The 25189-nt window shown below is 41.0% G+C and carries 24 protein-coding genes and 1 riboswitch; of the genes, 18 read left to right on the forward strand and 6 right to left on the reverse strand.

Annotated features, from left to right (window positions below; all coding sequences use genetic code 11):
• The first annotated feature begins 15 nt into the window (after positions 1-15).
• The 6 genes from thiM to A3M5_RS0102485 all read left to right on the forward strand — a co-directional run bounded on the left by thiM (position 16) and on the right by A3M5_RS0102485 (position 5355).
• Positions 16-822 carry a hydroxyethylthiazole kinase gene (gene thiM, locus A3M5_RS0102460; RefSeq protein WP_018392167.1) on the forward strand — a complete coding sequence of 269 codons (807 nt, stop codon included), beginning with the start codon at positions 16-18 and terminating at the stop codon, positions 820-822.
• Complete coding sequence (gene thiD, locus A3M5_RS0102465) at positions 819-1622, forward strand: bifunctional hydroxymethylpyrimidine kinase/phosphomethylpyrimidine kinase (RefSeq protein ID WP_018392168.1); 804 nt, start codon at positions 819-821, stop codon at positions 1620-1622. The genes thiM and thiD overlap by 4 nt, the downstream gene beginning before the upstream one ends.
• Positions 1622-2260 (forward strand): thiamine phosphate synthase, encoded by a 639-nt coding sequence (gene thiE, locus A3M5_RS0102470; protein WP_018392169.1) that lies wholly within the window; start codon positions 1622-1624, stop codon positions 2258-2260. The genes thiD and thiE overlap by 1 nt, the downstream gene beginning before the upstream one ends.
• 407 nt (positions 2261-2667) lie before the next feature.
• Positions 2668-3537: a cytochrome c oxidase assembly protein gene (locus tag A3M5_RS22095; protein WP_018392170.1), complete on the forward strand. Its 870-nt coding sequence runs from the start codon at positions 2668-2670 to the stop codon at positions 3535-3537.
• A 108-nt stretch (positions 3538-3645) separates the two neighbouring features.
• Positions 3646-4407, forward strand: a complete 762-nt coding sequence (locus tag A3M5_RS0102480; RefSeq protein ID WP_018392171.1) for a FixH family protein — start codon at positions 3646-3648, stop codon at positions 4405-4407.
• 36 nt (positions 4408-4443) lie between these two features.
• The gene (locus A3M5_RS0102485; protein WP_082193827.1) at positions 4444-5355 is read left to right on the forward strand and encodes a diacylglycerol/lipid kinase family protein; all 912 of its coding nucleotides are present in this window, start codon (positions 4444-4446) and stop codon (positions 5353-5355) included.
• Positions 5356-5390: 35 nt separating this feature from the next.
• Here A3M5_RS0102485 and A3M5_RS0102490 read toward each other — a convergent pair whose 3' ends face one another.
• The gene (locus A3M5_RS0102490) at positions 5391-5666 is read right to left on the reverse strand and encodes a hypothetical protein (protein ID WP_018392173.1); all 276 of its coding nucleotides are present in this window, start codon (positions 5664-5666) and stop codon (positions 5391-5393) included.
• A gap of 174 nt (positions 5667-5840) precedes the next feature.
• Here A3M5_RS0102490 and A3M5_RS0102495 point away from each other — a divergent pair, with 174 nt between their 5' ends.
• The 3 genes from A3M5_RS0102495 (at position 5841) to metC (ending at position 8612) form a co-directional block, all read left to right on the forward strand.
• Positions 5841-6128: a substrate-binding domain-containing protein gene (locus A3M5_RS0102495; protein WP_018392174.1), complete on the forward strand. Its 288-nt coding sequence runs from the start codon at positions 5841-5843 to the stop codon at positions 6126-6128.
• A gap of 58 nt (positions 6129-6186) precedes the next feature.
• Positions 6187-6293: riboswitch (SAM riboswitch) on the forward strand.
• Between the two features lie 62 nt (positions 6294-6355).
• The gene (locus A3M5_RS0102500) at positions 6356-7456 is read left to right on the forward strand and encodes a methionine biosynthesis PLP-dependent protein (RefSeq protein WP_018392175.1); all 1101 of its coding nucleotides are present in this window, start codon (positions 6356-6358) and stop codon (positions 7454-7456) included.
• Between the two features lie 4 nt (positions 7457-7460).
• A complete protein-coding gene (gene metC / locus A3M5_RS0102505; protein ID WP_018392176.1) occupies positions 7461-8612 on the forward strand; it encodes a cystathionine beta-lyase in 1152 nt (383 codons plus the stop codon).
• 42 nt (positions 8613-8654) lie between these two features.
• Here the strand turns inward: metC and A3M5_RS0102510 are convergent, their stop codons facing one another.
• The gene (locus A3M5_RS0102510) at positions 8655-8906 is read right to left on the reverse strand and encodes a GlsB/YeaQ/YmgE family stress response membrane protein (protein WP_018392177.1); all 252 of its coding nucleotides are present in this window, start codon (positions 8904-8906) and stop codon (positions 8655-8657) included.
• Between the two features lie 378 nt (positions 8907-9284).
• On the opposite strand from A3M5_RS0102510, the gene A3M5_RS0102515 reads away from it, so the two are divergent.
• The 3 genes from A3M5_RS0102515 (at position 9285) to A3M5_RS22100 (ending at position 15178) form a co-directional block, all read left to right on the forward strand.
• Entirely contained in the window at positions 9285-10856 is a 1572-nt protein-coding gene (locus A3M5_RS0102515; protein ID WP_018392178.1) for a peptide chain release factor 3, read from the forward strand.
• 200 nt (positions 10857-11056) lie between these two features.
• Positions 11057-14140 (forward strand): efflux RND transporter permease subunit, encoded by a 3084-nt coding sequence (locus A3M5_RS0102520; protein ID WP_018392179.1) that lies wholly within the window; start codon positions 11057-11059, stop codon positions 14138-14140.
• 243 nt (positions 14141-14383) lie between these two features.
• On the forward strand, positions 14384-15178 hold the full coding sequence (locus A3M5_RS22100; RefSeq protein ID WP_018392180.1) for a TerC family protein: 795 nt from the start codon (positions 14384-14386) through the stop codon (positions 15176-15178).
• Between the two features lie 45 nt (positions 15179-15223).
• Here A3M5_RS22100 and A3M5_RS0102530 read toward each other — a convergent pair whose 3' ends face one another.
• Both A3M5_RS0102530 and A3M5_RS0102535 read right to left on the reverse strand, forming a co-directional pair.
• The gene (locus A3M5_RS0102530; RefSeq protein ID WP_018392181.1) at positions 15224-16984 is read right to left on the reverse strand and encodes a B12-binding domain-containing radical SAM protein; all 1761 of its coding nucleotides are present in this window, start codon (positions 16982-16984) and stop codon (positions 15224-15226) included.
• Positions 16985-16989: 5 nt separating this feature from the next.
• Positions 16990-17982 (reverse strand): acyltransferase family protein, encoded by a 993-nt coding sequence (locus A3M5_RS0102535; RefSeq protein WP_018392182.1) that lies wholly within the window; start codon positions 17980-17982, stop codon positions 16990-16992.
• Positions 17983-18204: 222 nt separating this feature from the next.
• Between A3M5_RS0102535 and A3M5_RS0102540 the strand changes: the two genes are divergently transcribed.
• The 3 genes from A3M5_RS0102540 (at position 18205) to A3M5_RS0102550 (ending at position 21568) form a co-directional block, all read left to right on the forward strand.
• Positions 18205-18642, forward strand: coding sequence for a MarR family winged helix-turn-helix transcriptional regulator (locus A3M5_RS0102540; protein ID WP_018392183.1), 438 nt, complete (start codon positions 18205-18207; stop codon positions 18640-18642).
• Between the two features lie 65 nt (positions 18643-18707).
• Positions 18708-19322: a CPBP family intramembrane glutamic endopeptidase gene (locus A3M5_RS0102545; RefSeq protein WP_018392184.1), complete on the forward strand. Its 615-nt coding sequence runs from the start codon at positions 18708-18710 to the stop codon at positions 19320-19322.
• Between the two features lie 116 nt (positions 19323-19438).
• Positions 19439-21568, forward strand: a complete 2130-nt coding sequence (locus tag A3M5_RS0102550; protein ID WP_018392185.1) for an ATP-dependent Clp protease ATP-binding subunit — start codon at positions 19439-19441, stop codon at positions 21566-21568.
• A gap of 65 nt (positions 21569-21633) precedes the next feature.
• On the opposite strand, the gene A3M5_RS0102555 is transcribed toward A3M5_RS0102550, so the two are convergent.
• On the reverse strand, positions 21634-21849 hold the full coding sequence (locus A3M5_RS0102555; protein ID WP_094777147.1) for a YkvS family protein: 216 nt from the start codon (positions 21847-21849) through the stop codon (positions 21634-21636).
• 131 nt (positions 21850-21980) lie between these two features.
• On the opposite strand from A3M5_RS0102555, the gene ykzS reads away from it, so the two are divergent.
• Positions 21981-22175 carry a protein YkzS gene (gene ykzS / locus A3M5_RS0102560; RefSeq protein WP_018392187.1) on the forward strand — a complete coding sequence of 65 codons (195 nt, stop codon included), beginning with the start codon at positions 21981-21983 and terminating at the stop codon, positions 22173-22175.
• Between the two features lie 345 nt (positions 22176-22520).
• Here ykzS and A3M5_RS0102565 read toward each other — a convergent pair whose 3' ends face one another.
• Positions 22521-22898, reverse strand: coding sequence for a PilZ domain-containing protein (locus A3M5_RS0102565; RefSeq protein ID WP_018392188.1), 378 nt, complete (start codon positions 22896-22898; stop codon positions 22521-22523).
• Positions 22899-23035: 137 nt separating this feature from the next.
• Between A3M5_RS0102565 and A3M5_RS0102570 the strand changes: the two genes are divergently transcribed.
• Both A3M5_RS0102570 and ptsP read left to right on the forward strand, forming a co-directional pair.
• A complete protein-coding gene (locus A3M5_RS0102570) occupies positions 23036-23302 on the forward strand; it encodes a phosphocarrier protein HPr (RefSeq protein WP_018392189.1) in 267 nt (88 codons plus the stop codon).
• A complete protein-coding gene (gene ptsP, locus A3M5_RS0102575) occupies positions 23302-25026 on the forward strand; it encodes a phosphoenolpyruvate--protein phosphotransferase (protein ID WP_018392190.1) in 1725 nt (574 codons plus the stop codon). Before A3M5_RS0102570 ends, ptsP begins: the two co-directional genes overlap by 1 nt.
• Positions 25027-25189 lie beyond the last annotated feature (163 nt).

Consider the following 25189-nt stretch of genomic DNA (forward strand, 5'->3'; position numbering starts at 1 on the left):
GAAGGATGGAAACAGATGAACAATGTATTTGCAGCAGAATTGCTTGAACATGTCAGAAAAAATAAACCGCTCGTACATAATTTAACGAACACAGTCGTCACAAACTTTACGGCTAATGGTCTGCTTGCACTCGGTGCCTCACCGGTCATGGCAGATGCAGTGGAAGAAGCAGCTGATATGGCGAAAATCGCCGGTGCAGTTGTGTTAAACATCGGTACGTTAACAGCATCGAAAGTCGATGCAATGATTTTAGCAGGAAAAGCAGCGAACGAAGCGGGTGTTCCGGTGTTATTTGACCCTGTTGGAGCAGGTGCAACACCATACCGGACCGAAAGTGCAAAACGAATTTTAGCGGAAGTAAATGTGGACATTTTACGTGGAAATGCCGGTGAAATTGCGGTTTTATGTGGACAATCGGTTCAAGTAAAAGGCGTGGATGGCGGCGGAAATGCGAATGTTCGTCATCTTGCAAAAGAAGCAGAAAAAATGCTCGGCGTCACGTGCGTTATTACAGGAGCGGAAGATGTCGTTGCAGGAAATGAATCATTTATTGTTCAAAATGGCGATCCGATCTTAACGAGTGTGACAGGAACGGGCTGTCTGCTCGGTTCAGTGATCGCATCGTTTTGTGCAGTCGAAAAAAACTATGCAAAAGCAGCGGCCGCCGCACTCATCTTTTACGGGGTAGCAGCCGAGCGCGCAGTAGAAACATCAGGGCCAAATCGTCCAGGTACGTTTGCCACAGCGTTTTTAAATGAATTATCGTTAACAGGAAGAGATGAAATCATTCAACAGGCGAAATGGGAGGAATGGAACCAATGACGATTCGTAAAGCATTAACCATTGCTGGTTCGGACAGTGGGGGTGGAGCAGGTATTCAAGCCGATTTAAAGACATTTCAAGAGCTTGGTGTATTTGGCACATCCGTATTAACAGCTGTCACTGCACAAAATACACTTGGCGTTCACGGTGTGTACCCAATGAGTGTGGAAGCGATTGAGAAGCAGATTGATGCGGTTGCGTCGGATATTGGCGTAGATTCATTGAAAACGGGCATGTTATTCTCGGCTGACATTATTGAAGCAGTCGCAATGAAAATAAAAGAACATCATTTTACAAATGTTATCGTGGATCCAGTCATGATCGCAAAAGGAGGCGCGCCGCTATTACAGGAAGAAGCGATGGAAGCATTAAAAACAAAATTGCTGCCGCTTGCGCTCGTCGTGACCCCGAATATCCCGGAAGCAGAAGTGATCTCAAAGCGAACGATTAGATCAGAGGAAGATAAGAAAGAGGCAGCGAAGGTGATTGCGGCACTCGGTGTGAAAAATGTGCTCATTAAAGGCGGACATGACGAAGGAGCCGTGACATATGATTTGCTGTACGATGGTGAAGAGTTCCACACATTTACAGGAAAGCGAATTGACACGAAAGATACGCATGGAACGGGCTGTACATTTTCTGCCGTGATGACAGCAGCGATAGCGAAAGGTGCATCTGTGCGAACAGCAGCTGAAATGGCGAAACAATTTATTCAGGCGGCGATTGAAGATGGAATTAACATCGGCAGCGGGCACGGTCCGACGAATCACTGGGCGTACCGGCAGCGGGGTGGATGCTAATGAAAAGAGAACAACTGGCCGTTTACTTTATCGCAGGCACACCTAACTGTAAACGGTCGATTGAAGAGACATTGCAAGCAGCGATTGACGGCGGTATTACAATGTTCCAATTTCGTGAAAAGGGAAAAGATGCATTGGCAGGAAGCGCAAAAAAAGAGCAGGCTGTTCGTCTACAAGCTCTTTGTCGAGAAGCAAATATTCCGTTTATTGTAAATGATGATATCGAACTGGCCGTTGAAATTGGCGCGGATGGTGTACATATCGGACAGGAAGACGAAGCAGCTTCTAGCGTCCGGGGAAAAATAAACGGAGGCATCGTTGGTGTATCCGTTCATACGATGGACGAAGCGAAAAAAGCAATCGCAGACGGTGCAGACTACGTCGGAACCGGTCCGATTTATCAGACAGGTACGAAAACCGATACGGGGCCAGTTGCAGGAACGGCACTCATTAAAACGATGCGGGCCCAAAATCTTACTATCCCGATCGTAGGCATTGGCGGTATTACCATTGATAATGCAGCGCCCGTTATTGCTGCTGGCGCAGACGGTGTTTCGGTGATTTCAACGATTAGCCTTGCAGATGACGTAAAACAGGCCGCTGTAGAACTGAAAGCGGCTGTTGAAGGCAGCAATTAAAAAGAAAGAGAATAATGAACGATATAAAGCCTTGATGTTTCTCACTAATGAGAAATTCAAGGCTATTTTTATAAATGAAGACGGTGAATGCTCAATGTCAACATCCCTTTCTGCTCGAATAGTATAATCAATGAAAGCTGTTATAAATGTTGTTGTTTAACAACATTTATAACAGCTTTCCGTTTTTTACAATACTTAAAACATAGAGTTTAATATGATCAATCTTAATCGATGACATTATACAAAAACCTATAAGTACTAGTATTTTTTAGTATGTAAGATGAATGACATCATTTTATAGGATGATCGATTATCGATATATAACGACGTTATAGAAGAAATAAACAAGGCTAATAGAATAAGAGGATAACAAAATTTAACACGATTAGAACAAAAGGAGTGATAGCATGTTTTTTGAAATATTGTTTAGCGGTCAATCGTTATGGAATCCCCCCTATTTAATAGGCGTTATTTGTGTAGCTGTACTATATATTATATTAATGAAAGCCTTTACAAAAACGAAAATGTATCAAAAACAACCACTTCTCTTTTTCTTCAGTTTATTTCTATTTTACGTAACTATTGCCAGTCCTTTATCAGCAATGGGGCATCTCTCATTCAGTATGCATATGATTCAGATGAGTATTTTATATTTTATTATCCCTCCTGTTTTTTTGTTAGGGATTCCTGAATCATTATTTCAGAAAGTACGGAAAATTTCACTCGTTAGAGGAATAAGTAAGTTTTTTTTACCACCAATGATATCTTTAATTGTTTTTGCTGTATTATTTTTTATCTATCATTTACCAATTGTTTTAGATGTGATTCTGCAACATTCCTTTCTCCATAATGGCTATATGTTGCTGCTAATAGCGTTATCTTTTAGTATGTGGTGGCCTCTTGCATCCCCAGATCCGAATCAACGCTATTGTAAAGGTCAAAGGAAACGATATGCATTTTTGAACGGGATGATCCTAATGCCTGCTTGTTTACTGTTCATTTTCAGTGCTTTTATAGATGGGGTGAGTAATCCTAATCTTATGCAACTCACATTAGAACTTTGTCTGCCATCTTCATCTTCTGCTCAGGAGCTGTTTCCATCTCCGTTTAATATGAAGTATGATCAACAGTTAGCAGGAATTTTTATGTTAGGAATGCACAAATTTGGATTGAAGATGACCTCTCATTTTGGAAACAAAGTGTTAGACCCTTGGGAGGAAAAAGAATGTTCATGTGTGCTTCCTTCTTTTTATCATCATCGATTTATGAAACATTAAAAGTAAGACGATAGAATGATAGAGATTTTAGTTGGTAAATGAGATAAAATAGGTAAGGTTGATGCTGCCTTTAAAATAGAGATAAATAAAAGCAGGGGAGGGGTACATATGCAAAAAAAATATTGGATGATTATGTTGGCCTTAGTCATAGCTGTGCTTTCTGCGTGCAGCGGAGAAGAAGGAAAAGTGGAGGAATCTGAAGTACCACAGGCGATTGAGGTCCAGCTTGAAGTTCCAGAAACTGTTGAAGTAAATGGGAAAATAGCAATGAAAGCAGTTGTGACACAGGGAAGCGAAAAAGTAGCAGATGCAGATAAAGTGGAGTTTGAAGTGTGGGAAGAAGGAGCAAAAGAAGAAAGCAATATGATTGAAGCGAAAAATAATAATGATGGTACGTATGAAGCGGAAACGACATTTGACCGTGATGGTGTTTTTACAGTGCAAGTGCACGTAACAGCAAGAGGGCTTCACACGATGCCGAAAAAGTCCGTTACGGTTGGAACGGGTGCTGCTCATGATGAAGCTATTCAGGAAGAAAAAGAGCTTCATGAGCATGAACATGGAGAAAGTGAGACAGGCTTTTCTATGCATTTTATGGAGCCTGACGGTGTGGAAGCTGAAAAAGAAACGATTCTAACAGCCCATTTGGAAAATGAAGGAGCTCCATTGGAAAAAGCCCAAGTCCGCTATGAGATTTGGAACAACAGCAATACTGAAAAACATACATGGGCTGATGCGGAAGAAACGAGTCCAGGCGAATATACAGCTGCCTACACATTTACAGAAGCAGGTGCGTTCACCGTGAAAGTTCATGTTGAAAATGACGAAGGACTACATGAACATGAAGAGCATCAAGTGGATGTGAAATAATAAACAACTCAAGTCATACTTGTCATAAAGAAGTGAGTGGTCCATATTTACCTTATTATTGTCAACCCATCATCAGGAAGTGGGAACGCCCGGTCACTTTGGACAAAAGTGGAACGGCACTTAAAAAAGAAGCACGTCCAGTACGATGCACTGATCGGCGGTTCGGAAGCATCGGCACGTGAATTTGTCTGGCAAAAAATGCAGGAAGTTAAAGTAAAAGCCGTAGTGGTCATTGGCGGTGATGGAACAGTCAATGCTATTTTGCAGGATGTTGTCTATACGGATACAGCGATCGCTGTTTTACCAGCAGGTTCAGGAAATGATATCGCCCGCATTTTCGGTTTAACGGATCATCCAGGTCAATTTGTAGATCAGTTGCTTACCGCCCGCAAACGAAAACAGATTGATGTAATGAAAGTGAATACGAGCTATGGATTAACGGTCGCAGGAGCAGGACTTGACGCAGATATTGCGGAGCGTATAAATAGAGCATTTTATAAAAAGTGGTTTAATAAGATAGGGGCCGGTTCATTTACTTATATGATCGGAACGATTTTATCGTCACTGTTATTTAAACCATTTAAAAGCACAATCATGATTGACAATGACAAGTTCGTATCAGATGAAACGTGGCTACTTGCCTGCGGAAACACATCATCTTACGGCGGGGGACTCGTTATTTGTCCGTATGCACACCCGATAGACGGTGTATTAGATGTAACGATGCTTCATACAGTGAAGCGGAGAAATATTCTCTTTCAGCTGTTCCCGGCACTATTGCGTGGTACCCCTGTTTTGAAGCAGGGTGTTACCTATAAAAAAGGGAAAGTCGTGAAAATCGATACTGATAGACCGATTTCCATTATGGTCGATGGGGAACAGATCGGTACAACCCCGGTTCAAGTTACTGTTCATGCAAAAGCACTCCATCTTATTTTAACAACATGAAAGAGACGCTTCGCAATTTGCGAAGCGTCTCTTTTTTAGTTTACTACCTGGAATACGATATGACGGTTCATAACCGGTTTCAGCTTAAAAAGAACATGTGTTTTTATTTCTTTTTTCATTACCGCTGAGACGGCCAAAGTGAGGGGTAATGATTGGATGAATAATGTTGCGCGGTGATCAATGTAGCGGGTAATCTGATCTTTGTAAAACAATTCGCGCTTTGCGATTTTCTCCTCTGTTTCTTTCGTAAGCTGCACAGCAAATTGTGTAACAGAATATTCGACTCCTCCAAAAAATTCAGCTACTGTCATAACACATGACACTCCTTCCTCCAATCCATTTGTCAATACTTATGTATATATCTTAACATAAAATTTACAAAAGATTAATATTTAATTAAAGAAAATTTATAATCTCCATATTTATATGCTGTAAACTTTTGTTTATACATAAAGAATTGAGAAAGATGAGTTTTTTATTCGATATTGTCACAGCTGTTGACAATTTCAAAGTATAACACGTATAAAATAGAGAAAAACCCTGAGCTTGTTCAATCAATTGTTAGTGTCCATGAAAAAGCGATTGACTTTATTAATAGTAACCCGGATGAAACAAAAACGTTAACGATTGCAGATATTAAAGAAACGACGAAACAGGAACTGCCTGTAGATATCGTTGACAGCGCATGGAAACGGATTACGTATACAGCAGATATTAATGAAGAAGTGGTAAAGGAATTTGCTGCATTGATTGACAAACAATTTATACAATAAAAAGGTTGTCATTGAGCTCATTTTCCTGTACATTTAAAAAATAAGACTAATTAAACATACCTTATCAAGAGAAGCGGAGGGACTGGCCCGATGATGCTTCAGCAACCGGCCTCGCAGGGCAAAGGTGCTAAATCCAGCGGACCGACACCGTCCGGGAGATGAGAAGAAGTGTAAAAACAAGCCTTCTTCCATGAAGGCTTGTTTTTTTATGAAAAGGAGCGATAGTGATGACAAATATTGAAACGAAATTAGCGCAAATTGGCAACCGGACAAATAATCCAACAGGTACAATTAATCCGCCTGTTTATTTTTCTACAGCGTACCGTCACGAAGGGATCGGTATGTCAACGGGGTACGATTATGTACGTACTGGCAATCCGACACGTGAAGTCGTTGAAAAAGCGATTGCAGACCTGGAAGGAGCGGATGCAGGTTTTGCTTTTTCATCTGGCATGGCAGCCATTCATACGCTGCTATCTTTATTTGAGCCGGGTGATGAATTTCTCGTTTCAGCTGATCTGTATGGCGGCACATACCGTCTGTTTGAAAAAGGATGGAAAAAGTTCGGCCTGGCATTTACATACGACAGCTTTGAGGATTTGACTAAAACGAAAAAGCACGTTTCAAATAAAACGAAAGCCATTTTCTTAGAAACACCAACGAATCCATTAATGAAGGAAACAGATATTGCTTCAGTTGCTTCTTTTGCAAAAGAACATAACTTAATTTTAATTGTTGATAATACGTTTTATACACCGGTGCTGCAGCGTCCGATCGAGCAAGGGGCTGACATCGTTCTCCATAGCGCGACGAAATATCTAGGCGGTCACAATGATGTACTTGCTGGACTTATCGCAGTAAAAGGAGAAGAGCTCTCGGCAAAAGTATTTGAATTTCAAAATGCGATTGGTGCGGTGCTGTCACCGTTTGATTCCTGGCTGCTTGCCCGCGGGATGAAAACGCTCAGCCTGCGTATGAAGCAGCACACGGAAAATGGGCAAAAAATCGCTGCGTTTTTAGAAACACACGATGATATTTTAGATGTGTTATATCCCGGACAAGGTGGGATGCTTTCATTTCGTTTAAAATCGGAAGAATGGGTCAATACATTTTTGCGAAATATGAAGTTAATTTCATTTGCGGAAAGCCTTGGGGGCGTAGAAAGCTTCATTACGTATCCTGCGACGCAGACACATATGGATATTCCTGAAGATGTACGAATCGCAAATGGTATCTGTAATAAGCTTCTGCGTTTCTCAATCGGTATTGAGCACGTGGAAGATTTGATGGGGGATTTAACGCAAGCATTTGAAAAGATGAAAGGATGATTAGATGAGCGACTATACATTTCAAACAAAATTGCTTCATAACAGCCATAAATTTGATCCGCATACAGGGGCAGTTAGTGTACCGATTCAGCACGCATCAACCTTTCACCAATCCGATTTTGATTCATTTGGCCAGTACGATTACAGCCGGTCTGGAAATCCGACGCGTGAAACACTTGAAGCGGCGATTGCGGAACTAGAAGGAGGCGTACGCGGATTTGCGTTTGCATCCGGCATGGCGGCGATTTCAACCGCGTTTCTTCTATTATCTAAAGGAGATCATGTCGTCGTAACAGAAGACGTATACGGCGGCACATTCCGCATGGTAACAGCGGTATTGACACGATTCGGTATTGAACATACATTCGTTGATATGACGGATCTCGATGCAGTTGCGAAAGCGATTCAGCCAAATACGAAAGTTATTTACATGGAAACACCGTCCAATCCTCTTTTAAAAGTGACCGACATTGAAGGGATCGTCAAACTTGCGAAAGCAAATGACTGTCTAACATTCCTTGATAACACGTTTTTAACGCCTGTATTGCAGCGTCCAATCGAATTCGGAGTCGACCTTGTTTTACACAGTGCAACGAAGTTCTTATCGGGCCATAGCGATGTGTTAGCAGGTCTTGCTGTCGCAAAGGATGAAAACATCGCATCAAAGGTTTATGCGCTTCAAAACTCATTTGGTGCCGTATTAGGAGTACAGGACTGCTGGCTCGTACTGCGTGGATTAAAAACATTGTCTGTCCGGCTAGAACAATCACAAAAAGGTGCGGCTGAAATAGCAAATTATTTAGCTTCGCATCCGCGCGTGAAAAATGTGTATTATCCAGGTCTGGCTGCTCATCCAGGTCATTCTATACATTTCCGCCAGGCATCAGGGGGAGGCGCTGTTTTATCATTTGAACTTGAAAATGAAGACGCTGTTCGTCAGTTTAGCGCCAATGTAAAGATTCCGGTTTTTGCCGTAAGTCTTGGTGCGGTTGAATCAATTTTATCGTATCCGCCAAAAATGTCTCACGCCGCGATGCCGCCAGAAGAACGGAATAAACGTGGCATAACAGACGGTCTTCTTCGTTTGTCAGTAGGTCTTGAATCGCCGGATGATTTAATCCGTGACTTTGACCAAGCATTTCAAACATTAACATAAAAAAAGTGTCACCCGCCTGAGCGGAGTGACACTTTTTTGTGATTAGGCATGACGCATTCTTTTAAGGATGAAGCTTACGATAGCAACGAGAATAACCGCACCGATTAAAGCTGGAATAATCGCCATACCACCAATGTCTGGACCCATATTGCCGAAGAGTGCGCCACCAATCCATGCGCCGATAATACCTGCAATGATATTGCCAATGATTCCACCCGGAATGTCTTTACCTAGAATAAGTCCTGCAAGCCAGCCAATGATTCCACCGACGATTAAGAACATAATAAAGCCCATGATTTTTTCCTCCTAAAAATTTAAATTGTAATACTGTGTTGGTTTATGTATTCCCGCTATCCTAAATAAAAAACCAAAAAAGTCAATGAAAATATATTCTGAATATTTAAAAAAATAAACGGCCAATTAATTATGATATCCATTCGTTGAAAAAAGAAAGTCGATTTCAAGAACGATACATATGTCGAATAATCCCCATACATACGTCAACAAGGCCACTCCTTAATTTTTAGTTACACAAAACATCTGTCTAGTTTATAATTAAATCCGTCGGCTATTGAACTGTTTGAAAAAGACGTAAAAAGTAAAAACACTTACTATATATGTTATCTGAATTGACAGACTATAAATGTGTAAGAATGGAAAGGAAGAAAGAGTATGACATCATTTAAAGAAGACGTATTATCAAGACGGACATTTGCGATTATCTCTCATCCGGATGCTGGGAAAACGACTATGACCGAAAAGCTGCTTTTATTTGGAGGCGCAATTCGAGATGCGGGAACGGTGAAAGGAAAAAAGTCAGGGAAATTTGCGACATCTGACTGGATGGAAATTGAAAAGCAACGTGGTATTTCAGTTACATCATCTGTTATGCAGTTTGCATATAAAGATTTTAATGTCAATATTTTGGATACACCAGGGCATCAAGACTTCAGTGAAGATACGTACCGAACGCTTATGGCTGTAGATAGTGCGGTCATGATTGTCGATGCGGCGAAAGGAATTGAAGCACAGACATTAAAATTATTTAAAGTATGCCGTATGCGAGGCATTCCGATATTCACATTCATTAACAAGCTTGACCGTCAGGGGAAAATGCCGCTTGAACTGTTAGAAGAATTAGAAGAAGTTCTCGGCATTCAGTCGTATCCAATGAACTGGCCGATCGGGATGGGAAAAGAGTTTTTCGGCATTTATGATCGCTATAACAAACGGGTCGAACAGTTCCGGACAGAAGAAGCCGATCGTTTTTTATCGCTTGATGAAGAGGGACATATTGCCGAAGATCATCCGATTAAACAAACATCCCATTATATAGAAGCAATGGACGATATTATGCTGCTTAATGAAGCAGGAAATGATTTTTCACGGGGAAAAATTGATTCCGGTGAATTGTCACCCGTATTTTTCGGCAGCGCCTTGACAAACTTTGGCGTGCAGACGTTTTTAGAAACGTATTTGCAATTTGCGCCGGCGCCACAGCCGCGTACAGCCGACATCGGTGAAATTGATCCGTTAAATGAACAATTTTCGGGCTTTATTTTTAAAATACAGGCAAATATGAATCCAGCTCATCGTGACCGGATTGCCTTTTTACGTATTTGCTCAGGCAAATTTGAGCGTGGGATGGCTGTGACACTTGCACGGACGGGAAAAACGACGAAAGTATCCCAGTCCACACAATTTCTTGCGGATGACCGGAGTACGGTCAATGAAGCAGTAAGTGGCGACATCATTGGGTTGTATGACACAGGTAATTATCAGATTGGTGATACGATCACTAGTGGTAAACCGATTTTTCAATATGAAAAATTGCCTCAGTTTACACCGGAATTGTTCGTGAAAGTAGCCGCTAAAAATGTGATGAAACAAAAAAGTTTCCATAAGGGAATCGATCAGCTCGTTCAAGAAGGTGCCATACAATTATACAAAACGGTTCGTACAGAAGAATACATTCTCGGTGCGGTCGGCCAGCTTCAGTTTGAAGTGTTCGAACACCGCATGCTAGGTGAATACAATTCGGCAGTACGGATGGAACCAATCGGATCGAAAATTGCACGCTGGATAGAAAATGAAGAAGACATTAAAGATTCCATGTCATCATCGAGAAGCACGCTCGTTCGCGATCGTGCAGGCAAACTCGTCTTTTTATTCGAAAATGATTTTGCGCTGCGCTGGTTCCAGGATAAACACGAAAACATCCGTCTGTACAATTTAATAGGATAAAGTGAAACGTCATTTGCTTAGCCAGTCCACTATTGACGATTTTGTATAGATACACTGGCTAGACGATATCGAAATAAAACCGATCTGTTCCTTAACAGGTCGGTTTTATTGTGGAGCCAGACACGTTTGAATTTGTTAACGTGAGGAAATATTAGGTATAGTTAAAAGACAGCAGTGCAAACCGCAGAGGGGGAAAAAGATTGAAAATCAGTAAATTCTCCATTGATCGGCCGGTTTTTACGACGGTTTTAATGTTTTTAGTGATCATTCTAGGCATCGTGTCATTGATGCGTATTCCATTGAAACTCATTCCAGATTTGAACCCGCCCATTGCGGTTGTCGTGACAACATATGACGGAGCAGGACCGGAAGAAGTGTCGGAGAAAGTCACGAAGCCGCTCGAAGCCAGTTTATCGACGCTTCCAGGAATTGATACGATTACATCGACATCACAGGAAGGCTCCAACTTTATTTTGCTTGAATTTTCATGGAGCACAAACATTGATGATGTTCAAAACGATGTCCTGCAGCGAATCGGCCAGACGCCAATGCCGACAGGCGCCGGTGAGCCGCAGTTTTTGAAATTTGATCCGTCACAGTTTCCGATTATTCAGCTGTCACTACAGGCAGAAGAGGAAAAGGTCGATATAGAGCAGCTTTCTGAACAGCTCCAGAAAGATCTCTCATCTGTTGATGGGATAGCAAACATTAGCGTGACCGGCATCACAGCTGATGAGGTGGTTGTTGAGCTTAATGAGGGAAAATTAACAGAATACGGAATTGGCCAGTCAGATGTTGTGCAGTTAATTCAGGCAAATAATATATCGATGCCGGGGAGTACGGTTGAATCGGAAGGGAAAACGCTCACTACCCGTGTTTCAAGTCAGCTTACTTCACTAGAAGACATCGGTGACTTAATGATTACTGTCAATCCGCTCACCGGAGATGAGGTAAGTATAAAAGAAGTTGCGTCTATTGAAATGAAACCGCTTAATGAAAATACAATCACTCGGGCAAATGAAAATCCGGCAGTCCTGCTTAGTATTTTGCAGGAATCAGATGCCAATACAGCGAATGTTTCAGAGCAGTTTCAAGAAAAAATGAATGAGGCATTGTCAAAAGATCAATACGAAGGCGTGAAAGCGGATATTTTATTTGACCAGGGAGATTATATACGCCTTGCAATCGGCAATATCGGAAATTCTCTTGTTGTTGGCGGCGCGCTTGCGATGGCTGTTCTTTTTCTCTTTTTAAAAAATATAAAAAGCACACTGATCATCGGGGTAGCGATTCCATATTCCGTCGTGATGACATTCGTGCTTATGTTTTTTGCCGGGTTCGATTTGAATATTATGACACTCGGGGCACTTGCACTCGGAATCGGCATGCTTGTTGATAATGCCATTGTTGTTATTGAAAATATTTACCGGCATTTATCGATGGGGAAAAAACCGAAGCAAGCTTCATACGATGGGACGAAAGAAGTCAGTGCCGCCATTATTGCTTCGACACTTACGACCGTTGTCGTCTTTTTGCCAGTGATCTTTATTTCCGGTATCCTCGGGCAAATTTTTAAAGAGTTCGCGTTGACCATCGGATTCAGCATGGTTGCATCGCTCGTCGTGGCACTAACGGTTATTCCGATGATGGCGAGTCGCTGGCTGGAAGCTGTACCGTCTGATATAGAATTGAAACGTCAAAATTCACGTAGTCTCCGGATATTTGAAAAAGCGGTTAGATGGTCACTTCGGAATAGGTTGAAAGTATTATCTATTGCGCTTGTTCTGCTTGCTGTAGGTATATTCGGTTTGACTAAAGTAGGTACACAATTTTTGCCGCCAACAGATGAAGGATTTGTCAGTGTTCGAATAGAAACGAAGAACGGAACACCATTTAAAGAGACAAACCGCGTTGTACAGGCGGTTGAAGATGTTTTGGCAGATGAAAAAGATGTAAAAGTATACGTCAGTTTAATTGGATCAACGCAGGAAGATTCGTTTCGTGGCACCGGTGAATCCAATACTGCGGAAATGTATGTGAAAATGAAGGAGGAACGCGACCGTACTATTTTTGAATTCGTTGATGATGTCAAGGAAAGAACGGAAGCAGCTGCCCAGAATGTCAATGGAACAGCAGAAGTAGACTTCAACCTTCAATCCGCTTCTGGAACGGCACCACAGACTCTCACGTTTAGTGTACGGGACGCAAATAAACAGCGTCTTGACGAAGCTGTTCGGGATATTGAGAAGTCGGCAGCAACAATTGACAATGTCACAGCAGTGTCGACCAATCTTGATGAAACAGTGCAAGAAATTCAAATGACTGTTAACCGTGAAGCAGCATTAAAAGCCGGGATGGCTCCTGCTCAAGTAGCGAAAATCATAACGGATGCAATGCGTGGTGTTTTTTCGACACAGCTCTTGGATGAAAATACATCGGAAGTAAAAAGGGTATATGTGAAGTATGATGAAGACGTAACGGAAAATGTTGATGGTCTTCGTGCTATGCTTGTAAAGACACCAGCCGGCAATTTCATAAAACTTGAAGATATTGCCGATGTTGAAATACAAGATGGTCCTGTCAACGTTCGGCGCATTAGCGGTCAAGATGCTGTTCAATTTACGCTCAATTATTCCGCTGATTCGAATCTTGGTGATATTTCATCTCAAGTGGATAAAGAAATAGCCGAACTTAACTTGTCTGATGAAACAGAAATATCCTACAGTGGAGAACAGGAACTTCTTGAAAATTCAAAGGGAGATATGATCCTTGCCATGGTACTGGCAATTGTGCTCGTTTATATTGTCATGGCAGCTCAGTATGAATCTTTTATATACCCATTTGTCATTATGTTTACAGTACCGCTCGCGATTATAGGTGTTACGCTATCACTCATTGTCACGAATTTACCGATCAGTATACCGGCAATCATCGGTATATTGATTCTGATTGGTATTGTAGTAACAAATGCGATTCTTATGGTTGATTCCATCTTGCTAAGAAAACGTTCTGGTTACGTCGGTTCAGAGGCCATTGTGCAGTCCGTGAAAGATCGGGTACGACCGATTTTAATGACAGCTTTGACTGCGATTTTAGGTTTAATCCCTCTTGCTTCGGGTATCGGTGATGGAACCGAAATCAATCAACCGATGAGTGTTGTCGTGATAGGAGGCCTTTTTTCAAGTACATTTTTGACCCTCTTCGTCATTCCTGTTGTATACAGCTTTTTTGACCGCGATACGCGCAAAAAAAATGGTTTACAAACAAATGATAATTCGTTATAATAAAAGAGTATAAAAATTGAATTTTCTTTTGACGCAAGTCGAAGGGGAGTAGCGTTAGGTGTAAACCTAAAACAAAGTCGTCAATTCGTGGATAGTATTTCACCGGCTTTGTTGGCATGAAGACGAGACATGCTCAGCGAGACCTTTGCCTAATAAAAGGCAAAGGTCTCGCTTTTTGTGTTCTTTGATGCACGTTCTTGTTTCAGTTTAAATGGGTACGTGATTACCAGAAGGAGAGGGAAAATGGATACAGTATTATTACTTGAATACGCCTGGGTACTCGGTGTCCTCATTGTTCTTGAGGGGATTTTAGCTGCTGATAATGCGATCGTTATGGCCGTGATGGTGAAGCATTTACCGAAAGTACAACAGAAAAAAGCATTGTTTTACGGATTATTGGGGGCATTGGTGTTCCGTCTTGGTGCCTTGTTCCTCATTTCATTTCTCGTCAAAGTGTGGCAAGTACAGGCCATTGGTGCACTTTACTTGTTCTTCATCTGTTTTAACCACTTGTATAAAAAGTGGAAAGAAAAAGGCGAAGATGAAGGTATTGAAGGTCATGGAATCGAAAAAGAAAGCAAAGGTTCTTCTTTCTGGATGACGGTCTTGAAAGTTGAAGTTGCGGACATCGCTTTTGCCATTGACTCAATGCTTGCAGCGGTTGCACTCGCTGTTACACTTCCTGAAACAGGATGGGGGCACATTGGCGGTATTGATTCAGGTCAATTCCTTGTTATGTTTGCTGGTGGTTTCATTGGTGTTGTCATTATGCGTTTTGCAGCAACATGGTTTGTCCAGTTGCTGCAAAAATATCCGACACTTGAAACAACAGCGTTTTTGATTGTTGGCTGGGTAGGAGTAAAGCTTGCCGTCTTTACACTCTCGCATCCTTCACTTGCCGTACTCGATGAGCATTTCCCGGAATCAACACCGTGGAAAACGGTCTTTTGGGTTGTCTTAATCGTTCTCGCGGTGGGTGGTTACTTAGTCGCCCGCAGTAAAGGCCCGCAAAAGGGTATTGAAGAAACAAATATATAATGAAAAAGCAGTGAATCCAATTCGGGTTCACTGCTTTTTTGTTCTTCATGCTTGCTGTTGCGAAAGGGGCAAATCTGCTTCTTTTAAGAAAAACAGTCTGGATCCGCTGCCAGAAGGATCAAACCAGGCAACCATATAGCCAGCCATTTCAACCCATTGTCGATCTTGTTTCATCATTGTTACTGGCTCAATCATAGTATGTTTATACAAATCTTTTTCAGGAAGGCGGAGTGCTTCAAATTCGATTCCGGCGATGGAAGGCTGTTCAATAATCGAACGATATACAGTCGAGCGAGCCGCTTTATCAAGACGGTCATCCCACCACGGCTTCCGCGGCTTATAGCGTTGGTTGTTCAAATAATCATATTTCATTATACTTTCAACTTGTGCTGCTTTTTCCGGATAGGCGGCCTGTAAAAAAGAAGAGAGACGATTAAATAAATCTTCCAGCTGATGGCCAATTCTTCCCCAGCCTTGCATTTCCCAGTGCGCACCAAAGCCTTGGAAAAAGTCGAACGGTGTCTTGACTAAGTGATCCATAATAAATTCAATTGTTTCATCGGTTCGATGATCGTTCCAATATTTTTCCAACACATCTTCTGTCTGTTTAATACGAATAACATCATCAAACGGCAATACTCGGTTCGACAGCATTTCATAAGGCGACTGATCCATGTATTCATAGCCGTATTGATTTGCACTTAAACGTAGACCCGTTCCGCGCAGCAGTTTCAAAAAGCCAAGCTGCATTTCTTCGGGACGAAGCGCAAATACATCGTTAAATGTGTTACGGAATGAATCATAATTTTCTTCGGGCAGTCCAGCAATTAAATCGAGATGCTGGTCGATTTTCCCGCCATCTTTGACCATCGTAACCGTACGGACAAGTTTTTCCCAGTTTTGTTTCCGCATGACGAGTTCATTGACATCATCATTTGTTGACTGGACGCCAATTTCAAAACGGAAAAGTCCGGCAGGTGCATGCTCATTTAAAAAATTGATGACTTCTGGACGCATAATATCACCGGTAATTTCAAATTGAAAAACAGTACCTGGCACATGTTCATCAATTAAAAATTGAAACATTTCCATCGCATAGCTGCGGCTAATATTAAAGGTACGGTCCACAAATTTAATCGTCTTGGCCCCATTTTTCATCAAAAAGCGAATATCTTCTTTCACTTTATCACGGTCAAAATACCGGACGCCCGTTTCGATGGAAGAGAGACAAAATTGACAGCGGAACGGACAGCCACGGCTCGTTTCGATGTATGTAATTCGTTTAGAAAGAAACGGAAGATCCTCTTCAAAATGAAACGGAGACGGGAGCTTGCGCAAATCAATTTTATTCGTTTGCGGTTGGATATGATGCTTTCCGTCCTTTTTATAACCGATTCCAGCAACTTTCGAAAAATCACGGCTGCCTGAAAGTTCGTCTAAAAGGGTCCGGAATGTTTCTTCGCCTTCACCGATGGCGATAAAATCGACATCAGTTAAACGATCAAGCCAATACGGCACGTCATACGTGACTTCAGGACCACCGAATATAATGGTACAGTCAGGCAATACTTTTTTAATCATGCTCGCCACACGAATCGTCTCTTCAATGTTCCAGATGTAGCAGCTGAAGCCGATTACATCAGGTTTTTTGCTGTATAAATCCGTCACGATATTCATTGCGGGGTCTTTAATCGTATATTCCGCGATATGAATGTTATAGGCATCTTCACAATACGATTTTAAATAACGGATGGCGAGGTTCGTATGGATGTATTTTGCATTTAATGTACATACGGTAATGTTCAAGTTTTTCAATCTCCTTTTTTAGTTAAAAAGCCAGGCCGCTTTTGTTCGAGAAATGGCCGGAACAAAGCAGCAGCGAGCGGTGATGACAAAAGAAGTGTCAGTGCCGCTGCTGTTAAAAATAAAACAAATAGGGAAGGCGGCCGTTCAAGTGTATTCAAATGTCTTGACGTTTGGATGAAAAATCCATGCAGTAAGTATACATAAAGTGTATTTTGCCCCCATGTTGTAAAGAAAAACGACTTATGTGTCACAATAGATAAAATAAACGCAATCATGATCACATTGAGGACATAAACAAGAGAACGCCATGCAACACCGGACAAAGAATTTGCTCCAAGGTCGTCATATGATCCCGAGCCAAACAGCCACTCAATTTGAATACTTGTGTTTTTATAAAAAAATAAAAACAAGATGGCTGCTATCAAAAGAAGAACAATCCGTGCAGGTGTCGCAAAAAGTGGCGCAAACCATTCTCTTTTTGTATAATAACCAATTAAAAAGAATGGAAAAAAGACAAATGTGCGGCCGATGCTGAGCACATGAAGTGATTCGGGAACCATACCAATTAAAAGCCCCAGCCCTATAGCAAGTACGATGGCGAGAGCGGGTTTCACCCACTTTACCGTAATCCGCAACAATATATTCCAGAAAAATAAGCTTAGTAAAAACCAGAGCGACCATTCTGGAATAAGCAGACTGATGGATAACGTTTCTTCGTGCTCAATCCAGAAGTAAAAGGCCGAATAAATAACATGAAAAATAAGTAGTGGAATGAGTAGTTTGCGGGTAACTTTTTTTATATAGCCTGGGCGCATAATTCCTTTCGCAAAATATCCAGACACAAAAATAAAAGCGGGCATATGAAATAAATAAATGCTCATATACAATGCGTAAATAAGTGGGCTTTCATAAATATAAGGCCGGAGCAAATGACCGAAAACAACAAAGAAAATGAGTACAAACCGGACATTATCAAAATAATAATCACGTTTTTTCATAAGTAATAATCACCTGTATGATAGGATAGATATATGACGTTATTATACACGACAGTATAGCAGAAATTTGATCAATTCTTGTAAAAACATAAAATTAAGCTTTAACCCCTTTTAAAATAGGTGAAAAATGTGTAACGTATAGTAAAGTGAAACTTCATTTAATGGGTCTTATTGCTCGTTAATGAGTGATCAAAAAGATGAATAGACAGGCAGGGATTATAAATGGAAGACAGTAAAAAATCATTAAAGTTATTTATCGTGCTTTCACGAGCTTATAAAGTAGTAAACGAACAGGTGAATCGTTATATACAGCAAACCGGACTTAATCCGACAGAGTTTGCCGTATTGGAACTGTTATACCATAAAGGACCACAGCCGCTTCAGCAAATTGGCGGGAAAATATTGCTCGCAAGCGGAAGCATTACGTATGTTGTGGATAAATTAGAAAAAAAACAGCTGCTTAGACGAGTGGCCTGTCCGGAAGATCGTCGCATTACTCATGCAGCGATTACGCAGGATGGCATCGAATTAATTGAGGGTGTCTTTCCGGAGCATGAACAAAATATTCATGACTTGATCAGCGTTCTATCGGAAGAAGAAGTAGATTCTGCTACAAAAATATTACGAAAGCTTGGGCTGTCAGTGAAAGATTTGTCGTAATCTATTTGGTACATTCTGATTTGGTATGGTAAAATGACGGCGGCAGTAACGAAAGGGGGCTCTAGATGCGAATCGGCTTTGTGAAAGACTGGCGACTTATTGCTAGTATTGCGGCTGCACATGTACTATTATTTGTAACGTTTTCAGATCAAGACATATTCTGGTATATTTATACAGCTGCTAATTTATTTTTTATGAGCATTTCGATTATTAGTGAACCGATTGACGATCAACAAAAAACAAACAGCTTTATGATGTACGGACTATTATCAGGTGCTATTCTTTATGCGTTATTTGCGGTAGGGTTTTGGGTGATGAGTGTGCTACCATTGTCTGTATCGACGCATGTGTCAGCGATTTATGCACAATTTACTCCTCAGTTTGTCTGGCATTACATCGTTCTCGTCCTCATTTTCATCCCAGGAGAAGAGCTGTTTTGGCGCGGGTTTGTTCAAAAACGATTAAGTTATTATATGAATGAGTGGGCATCAGCTTTTATTGCATCAGCTTTATTTGGATCTGTCTTTCTTTATTCAGGTCAGTGGATCTGGGTGATAGCAGCCTTTTGTGCAGGTCTTTTCTGGGGAGGGCTATACATATGGAAAAAAAGCATTCCAATGCTCATTATATCTCATCTTATTTTTGATTTATTACTCATTGTTTTTTTACCACTTGGCTAAAGTGTCCGATTTAGGACGCTTTTTTTTTGAGCAAAAAGCTTGAAAGTCAAAGAAGGTCAAAGTATACTAATAATTAATCAAAGATAGTCAAAGTCAAACAAAAGGGGATGACAGGGATGAAATGCCAAAAGTGTCAGCAAAACGAAGTAAATGTGCAAATGATTGTCCGTGTCAATGGGCAATCAAATCAATACTATTTATGCAATAGTTGTTATAAAGAAGAAAAAAAGGCTATTGGAGGAATGAATATGAATTTTCAATCATTCGGTTTTCCATTTGATGAATTTATGAACAATGGAAATGTGCCAAAACAGCAGATGAATCAGCCGCAAACGCCGCCAGCGGGTCATGGAGGAGGAGGGTTGCTGGACGAATTCGGTCGCAATCTTTCAGAAATGGCAAGAGCGGGCCTCATTGATCCACTTATTGGACGTGATAAAGAAGTGGCGCGTGTCATTGAAATTTTAAATAGACGAAATAAAAATAATCCTGTATTAATCGGTGAACCGGGTGTCGGGAAAACAGCCATTGCAGAAGGATTGGCGATTCTTATTGCAGAAGGACGTGTACCAGTGAAACTGCAATCGAAAGAAGTATATGTGCTTGATGTTGCTTCGCTCATTGCTGGAACAGGTATCCGTGGTCAGTTTGAAGAGCGAATGAAGCAGTTGATTGCAGAATTGCAGCAACGTAAAAATGTGTTGCTGTTCATTGATGAAATTCATCAAATCGTCGGCGCAGGATCAGTAGAAGGTTTTATGGACGCCGGGAATATTTTGAAACCAGCATTAGCGCGGGGTGAGCTGCAAATAATTGGTGCAACTACATTGAAAGAATACCGCCGAATTGAAAAGGATGCGGCGCTTGAAAGGCGTTTTCAGCCGGTACAGGTGACAGAACCGAATGTAGAAGAAACAGTTCAGATTTTAAAAGGACTTCAAAAGTACTATGAAGATTTCCATCGTGTTACTTATACGGATGAAGCCATTCATGCATGTGCTTCTCTTTCACATCGCTATATTCAGGACCGCTTTTTACCAGACAAAGCAATTGATCTGCTCGATGAAGCAGGATCAAAACTGAATTTGACGATTGATGAAACGGATAACCAAACGATTCAAGAGCAATTGACGGCGCTTGCCAAAAGAAAAGACGCTGCACTGCAAAAAGAAGCATATGAAGAAGCAGCGACACTTCGTGATGAAGAAGCCGTGCTTGAAGCAAAGCTTGCACAAGGGGAATCAGCACATGCGGCACTGAGCGTAACGGCGGAACAGATTCAGTCGTTAATTGAGCGTAAAACAGGTATTCCAGTTGGGAAATTCCAGCAGGATGAACAACAGAAGATGAAGCACATTGAAGAAAATCTTGCTGGAAAAGTTATTGGACAGGATGAAGCTGTGAAAAAAGTGGCAAAAGCTGTTCGACGCAGCCGGGCGGGGCTAAAAGCAAAAAGCCGTCCAATTGGTTCCTTTTTATTTGTTGGTCCAACAGGTGTCGGGAAAACAGAGTTGACGAAAACATTGGCTGAAGAACTTTTCGGCTCCAAAGAATCGCTCATTCGTCTTGATATGAGTGAATTTATGGAGAAGCATAGTGTATCAAAATTGATAGGCTCACCCCCAGGTTATGTCGGTTTTGAAGAAGCAGGGCAGCTGACAGAAAAGGTACGCCGTAATCCGTACAGCATTATTTTATTGGATGAAATTGAAAAAGCACATCCTGATGTACAGCACATATTCCTGCAAATTATGGAAGATGGACGTTTAACAGACAGCCAAGGACGCACGGTGAGTTTTAAAGAGTCCGTCATTATTATGACGAGTAACGCAGGAGTGGGCAAGAAGAACGTAACAGTCGGATTTGAAAAAGTGCAGACCGAGAGTGCAGCTTCTGTTCTTGAATCTCTCTCAGACTACTTTAAACCTGAATTTTTAAACCGATTTGATTCGATCATTGAGTTTCAGGCACTTGAAAAAGATGATTTGAAGAAAATCGTAGAATTAATGATTGATGAAGTAAACGGTATGCTTCATGAACAAAATATGACAATCGATGTAACGGATGAAGTGAAAGAGAAAACAGTAGAGCTCGGATATAGCCCTCAATTCGGTGCAAGACCCCTTCGCCGTGTCATTCAAGAACAAATTGAAGACGGCATCGCTGATTTTATTTATGATCATCCGGAAACAACAAAATTAAAAGCTGTACTGCAGGAAGACAGCATCGTCATTGTATCAGCATAAAGTGAAACGACCATTTTAATCGATGATAAATAAAAAAAGAGCGGAATAGCAATCCGCTCTTTTTTTCATGCATGGAGAATGATATAATTTTTATGATTGACGACTGTTTTTTCTTCCACTTCTAGGTCATCGAAATTTTCCATGATTGTTAAATCAACGATTACAGAGTTTTCATTTACTTTTTCGACGATCCCGCGAAGACCGTCTTTAAATTCAATAATGTTGCCGACTTCTGCTTTAGTCATCCTAATACGCTCCTTTTCGACAATTGACGATACCATATTCTCACGTAATCTTCTATAATCAGTAGATAAGGTATTAAAGTAAAGTTTGCCTTATTTTTTGAAAATAGTAAAGAGATTTACACTGTGTTATTACAATTTTTTGACTATTTTGATGAGGGGGTGGGTGCTTGACGATTGATGAAATTGAAAATGATATAACGTTCCTTAGAAATGGAAAATTAAAACGCATACGCATTCAAAAGGAAGACTTTTTAACGTTCCGTTCTGAATTAATAAAACAGCCGGATTTCAAGCAATTCCGAGGAATTGCCCAACATGGCGGACATATAGACTATGAATATACAGAGATACCTCGAAGTTAGAGAAGTAACCGCCTTTGTTTACTAAAAAAACGGTCATTAGCGTGAACAAGTGGATGTTCTCATTAACAGTGGAGAAGTCTCTTTTTTATGTCCATCCGGGACATAAAAAAGAAATGCCGGGACAAAATGGTAACCGATAGTGCTGCAAAGGTCTTTGTCTGTTCGCGTAAAGCAATCAGACATGTGTATTCGGGATCCGCTATTGTGAATAGATGCTCGATACGGAAAATCATGTCCGAACCGAATACGAAATTATTTAAATCTTGCCGATATGGCTAATACATTGATAACGGTGGAAAATATCATTATCAATGGCGGTATGGTAAAAAGGATGATTTAACATTCTTACGTCCGCCGTTTTTTCAATTGTTCTTTTGAATATGTTTTTAAAGAAGCAATAATTTGTTTTTTCAGTTCTTCATGGCCATCGCTTTGAATGCCATATTCAAATGAAGTACCTGCATATCGCTTTCGAATCATTTTTCCGGTAAAATGAATAAGAGTTTCGGACAGTTGGAAAGAACAGGTGAGAATGTATTCATCGCGTAATTCAATATCTGTTTTTGAAGCGACTTTCATTCCATTAGGGCTTAAATCCAGAATGTATGATTGAAATGACTGTACTTTTTCTTTTACGCCGCCCTTATGTACATACACTTCGCAAATGGTGGGAATGGTTTCTGAAAAAGAATATCGAAACGCTTCCTGTCTTTTATAATACATGGATAAATACCTCCTTTATAATTGTCTATTTTAGAAGATGTTAACAGGAAGAGCAATAAGAGAAAACGCAATAATTGAGTGGGGGAAAGATTCATGCTATCCTCAATGAAGAATAATGATAAAGGAGAGACTGACTAATGTCTAAAAAATCATATACTGTAATAGCGGATACAGGCATTCATGCACGTCCTGCAACGCTTCTCGTACAAACAGCAAGCAAATTTTCAAGCGATATCAATCTTCAGTATAAAGGGAAAACGGTGAACTTGAAATCCATTATGGGTGTTATGTCTCTTGGAATCGGTAAAGGCGCGGAAATTGTGATTTCTGTAGATGGTAGTGATGAAACAGCGGCGCTTGAATCCATTGAAACGCTATTGAAAAGCGAAGGTCTTGCAAACTGATGGTGGGCCTATTAAAGGGGATTGCAGCTTCTGACGGTATTGCTTTTGCGAAAGCGTATCGTTTATTGGAACCGGATCTCACAGTTGAAAAGCGGACAGAATCTGATACAGCAGCTGAAGTAAAACGTTTCCGTGCTGCGTTAAAAAAATCAGAAACAGAACTTGAAGTTATTAAAGAGAAAGCGCGCCGCGATCTTGGAGATGATAAGGCGGCTATTTTTGAAGCGCATTTGCTTGTATTAAACGATCCGGAATTGACAGGGCCTATTGAAGAAAAAATTAAAAGTGATTCTGTCAATGCAGAATTTGCCCTTGAAGAAACGGCGAATATGTTTATTGGTATGTTTGAAGCGATGGAAAATGAATACATGAAAGAGCGTGCTGCAGACATTAAAGACGTAACGAAACGCATTTTAGCGGCACTTCTCGGTGTTGAACTTCCGGCACCGGCACTTATTGCAGAAGAAGTGGTTGTTGTCGCTGAAGACTTAACGCCATCGATGACGGCACAGTTAAACCGTGAATTCGTGAAAGGATTTACAACAGATATTGGCGGTCGTACTTCTCACTCGGCCATTATGGCGCGTTCACTTGAAATTCCAGCGGTGGTTGGGACGAAAAATGCGACTTCTGATATTCAAAATGGTGATTTAATCATTATTGATGGGCTTCAAGGTGAAGTGCATATTAATCCGACAGAAGAAGTGGCTTCAGAGTATAAAAAGCGCAGTGAAGCGTATCAGCAGCAGCGTTTAGAATGGGCAAAGCTTGTAAACGAACAAACGGTGACAGCTGATGGTCATCATGTAGAATTGGCCGCGAACATCGGTACACCTGAAGATTTAAAAGGTGTCAAAGCAAATGGCGGTGAAGGAATCGGTCTCTACCGGACAGAATTTTTGTATATGGGCCGTGACTCTTTGCCAACAGAAGAAGAGCAATTTACAGCATACAAAGCAGTTCTTGAAGGAATGGAAGGCAAGCCAGTTGTCGTTCGTACGCTTGACATCGGCGGCGACAAAGAACTTCCATATTTGAATTTACCGCATGAAATGAATCCATTTCTAGGCTTCCGGGCGATTCGTCTTTGCCTTGAAGAACAGGATATTTTCCGTACGCAGCTGCGTGCATTGCTTAGGGCAAGTGTACATGGCAATTTGAAAATTATGTTTCCGATGATTGCAACAGTGAATGAATTCCGTGAAGCGAAAGCCGTACTACTTGAAGAACGCGCAAAGCTTGAATCAGAAGGTACTGCCGTTTCTGAAAACATTGAGCTTGGGATTATGGTTGAAATTCCATCAACAGCTGTTATTGCCGATTTATTTGCGAAAGAAGTCGATTTCTTCAGTATTGGCACAAATGACTTGATTCAATATACGATGGCTGCTGACCGTATGAACGAGCGTGTATCCTATTTGTATCAGCCATACAATCCTTCCATTTTGCGTCTCGTAAAAATGGTGATTGAAGCGGCTCATAAAGAAGGAAAATGGGCGGGTATGTGCGGCGAAATGGCTGGAGATGAATTAGCCATACCGCTTCTTTTAGGTCTAGGTCTTGATGAATTCTCGATGAGTGCAACATCTATTTTAAAAGCACGTGCGCAATTGAAGCATTTGTCGAAATCAGACATGGAAGCTTTGGCAGCTGAAGCCATTACGTTGTCAACAGCAGAAGAAGTTGTTGAACGTGTTCAAGCGAGTACACAAAAAATAATATAGAAATAGGTGTAAAAAAAGAGAGAGCGGGAATAGTACGAATGTAACCAGTTTTTATTCTCCATTTCTCTCACTTTTGTTCAGACAACTCGTTGTCTGAACTTTTTTTTGTGCAAAAAAATTCTGAAATATGCGACAATAAAAAGACTATATAAAGGAGGCGACA

The sequence above is a fragment of the Bacillus sp. 37MA genome (assembly GCF_000372765.1).
Lineage (GTDB): Bacteria > Bacillota > Bacilli > Bacillales > Domibacillaceae > Domibacillus > Domibacillus aminovorans.

What these genes read in the sequence shown, in the direction of transcription:
- A3M5_RS0102555 (WP_094777147.1), bottom strand. Translation starts at nt 21,849, where the DNA reads ATGGTATCGTCAATTGTCGAAAAGGAGCGTATTAGGATGACTAAAGCA.
- metC (WP_018392176.1), top strand. Translation starts at nt 7,461, where the DNA reads ATGAGCGACTATACATTTCAAACAAAATTGCTTCATAACAGCCATAAA.
- A3M5_RS22100 (WP_018392180.1), top strand. Translation starts at nt 14,384, where the DNA reads ATGGATACAGTATTATTACTTGAATACGCCTGGGTACTCGGTGTCCTC.
- A3M5_RS0102510 (WP_018392177.1), bottom strand. Translation starts at nt 8,906, where the DNA reads ATGGGCTTTATTATGTTCTTAATCGTCGGTGGAATCATTGGCTGGCTT.
- A3M5_RS0102565 (WP_018392188.1), bottom strand. Translation starts at nt 22,898, where the DNA reads ATGTATTATAAAAGACAGGAAGCGTTTCGATATTCTTTTTCAGAAACC.
- A3M5_RS0102550 (WP_018392185.1), top strand. Translation starts at nt 19,439, where the DNA reads ATGAAATGCCAAAAGTGTCAGCAAAACGAAGTAAATGTGCAAATGATT.
- A3M5_RS0102570 (WP_018392189.1), top strand. Translation starts at nt 23,036, where the DNA reads ATGTCTAAAAAATCATATACTGTAATAGCGGATACAGGCATTCATGCA.
- A3M5_RS0102545 (WP_018392184.1), top strand. Translation starts at nt 18,708, where the DNA reads ATGCGAATCGGCTTTGTGAAAGACTGGCGACTTATTGCTAGTATTGCG.
- A3M5_RS0102515 (WP_018392178.1), top strand. Translation starts at nt 9,285, where the DNA reads ATGACATCATTTAAAGAAGACGTATTATCAAGACGGACATTTGCGATT.
- thiE (WP_018392169.1), top strand. Translation starts at nt 1,622, where the DNA reads ATGAAAAGAGAACAACTGGCCGTTTACTTTATCGCAGGCACACCTAAC.
- A3M5_RS0102500 (WP_018392175.1), top strand. Translation starts at nt 6,356, where the DNA reads ATGACAAATATTGAAACGAAATTAGCGCAAATTGGCAACCGGACAAAT.
- A3M5_RS22095 (WP_018392170.1), top strand. Translation starts at nt 2,668, where the DNA reads ATGTTTTTTGAAATATTGTTTAGCGGTCAATCGTTATGGAATCCCCCC.
- A3M5_RS0102480 (WP_018392171.1), top strand. Translation starts at nt 3,646, where the DNA reads ATGCAAAAAAAATATTGGATGATTATGTTGGCCTTAGTCATAGCTGTG.
- A3M5_RS0102535 (WP_018392182.1), bottom strand. Translation starts at nt 17,982, where the DNA reads ATGAAAAAACGTGATTATTATTTTGATAATGTCCGGTTTGTACTCATT.
- A3M5_RS0102540 (WP_018392183.1), top strand. Translation starts at nt 18,205, where the DNA reads ATGGAAGACAGTAAAAAATCATTAAAGTTATTTATCGTGCTTTCACGA.
- ptsP (WP_018392190.1), top strand. Translation starts at nt 23,302, where the DNA reads ATGGTGGGCCTATTAAAGGGGATTGCAGCTTCTGACGGTATTGCTTTT.
- thiM (WP_018392167.1), top strand. Translation starts at nt 16, where the DNA reads ATGAACAATGTATTTGCAGCAGAATTGCTTGAACATGTCAGAAAAAAT.
- A3M5_RS0102490 (WP_018392173.1), bottom strand. Translation starts at nt 5,666, where the DNA reads ATGACAGTAGCTGAATTTTTTGGAGGAGTCGAATATTCTGTTACACAA.
- thiD (WP_018392168.1), top strand. Translation starts at nt 819, where the DNA reads ATGACGATTCGTAAAGCATTAACCATTGCTGGTTCGGACAGTGGGGGT.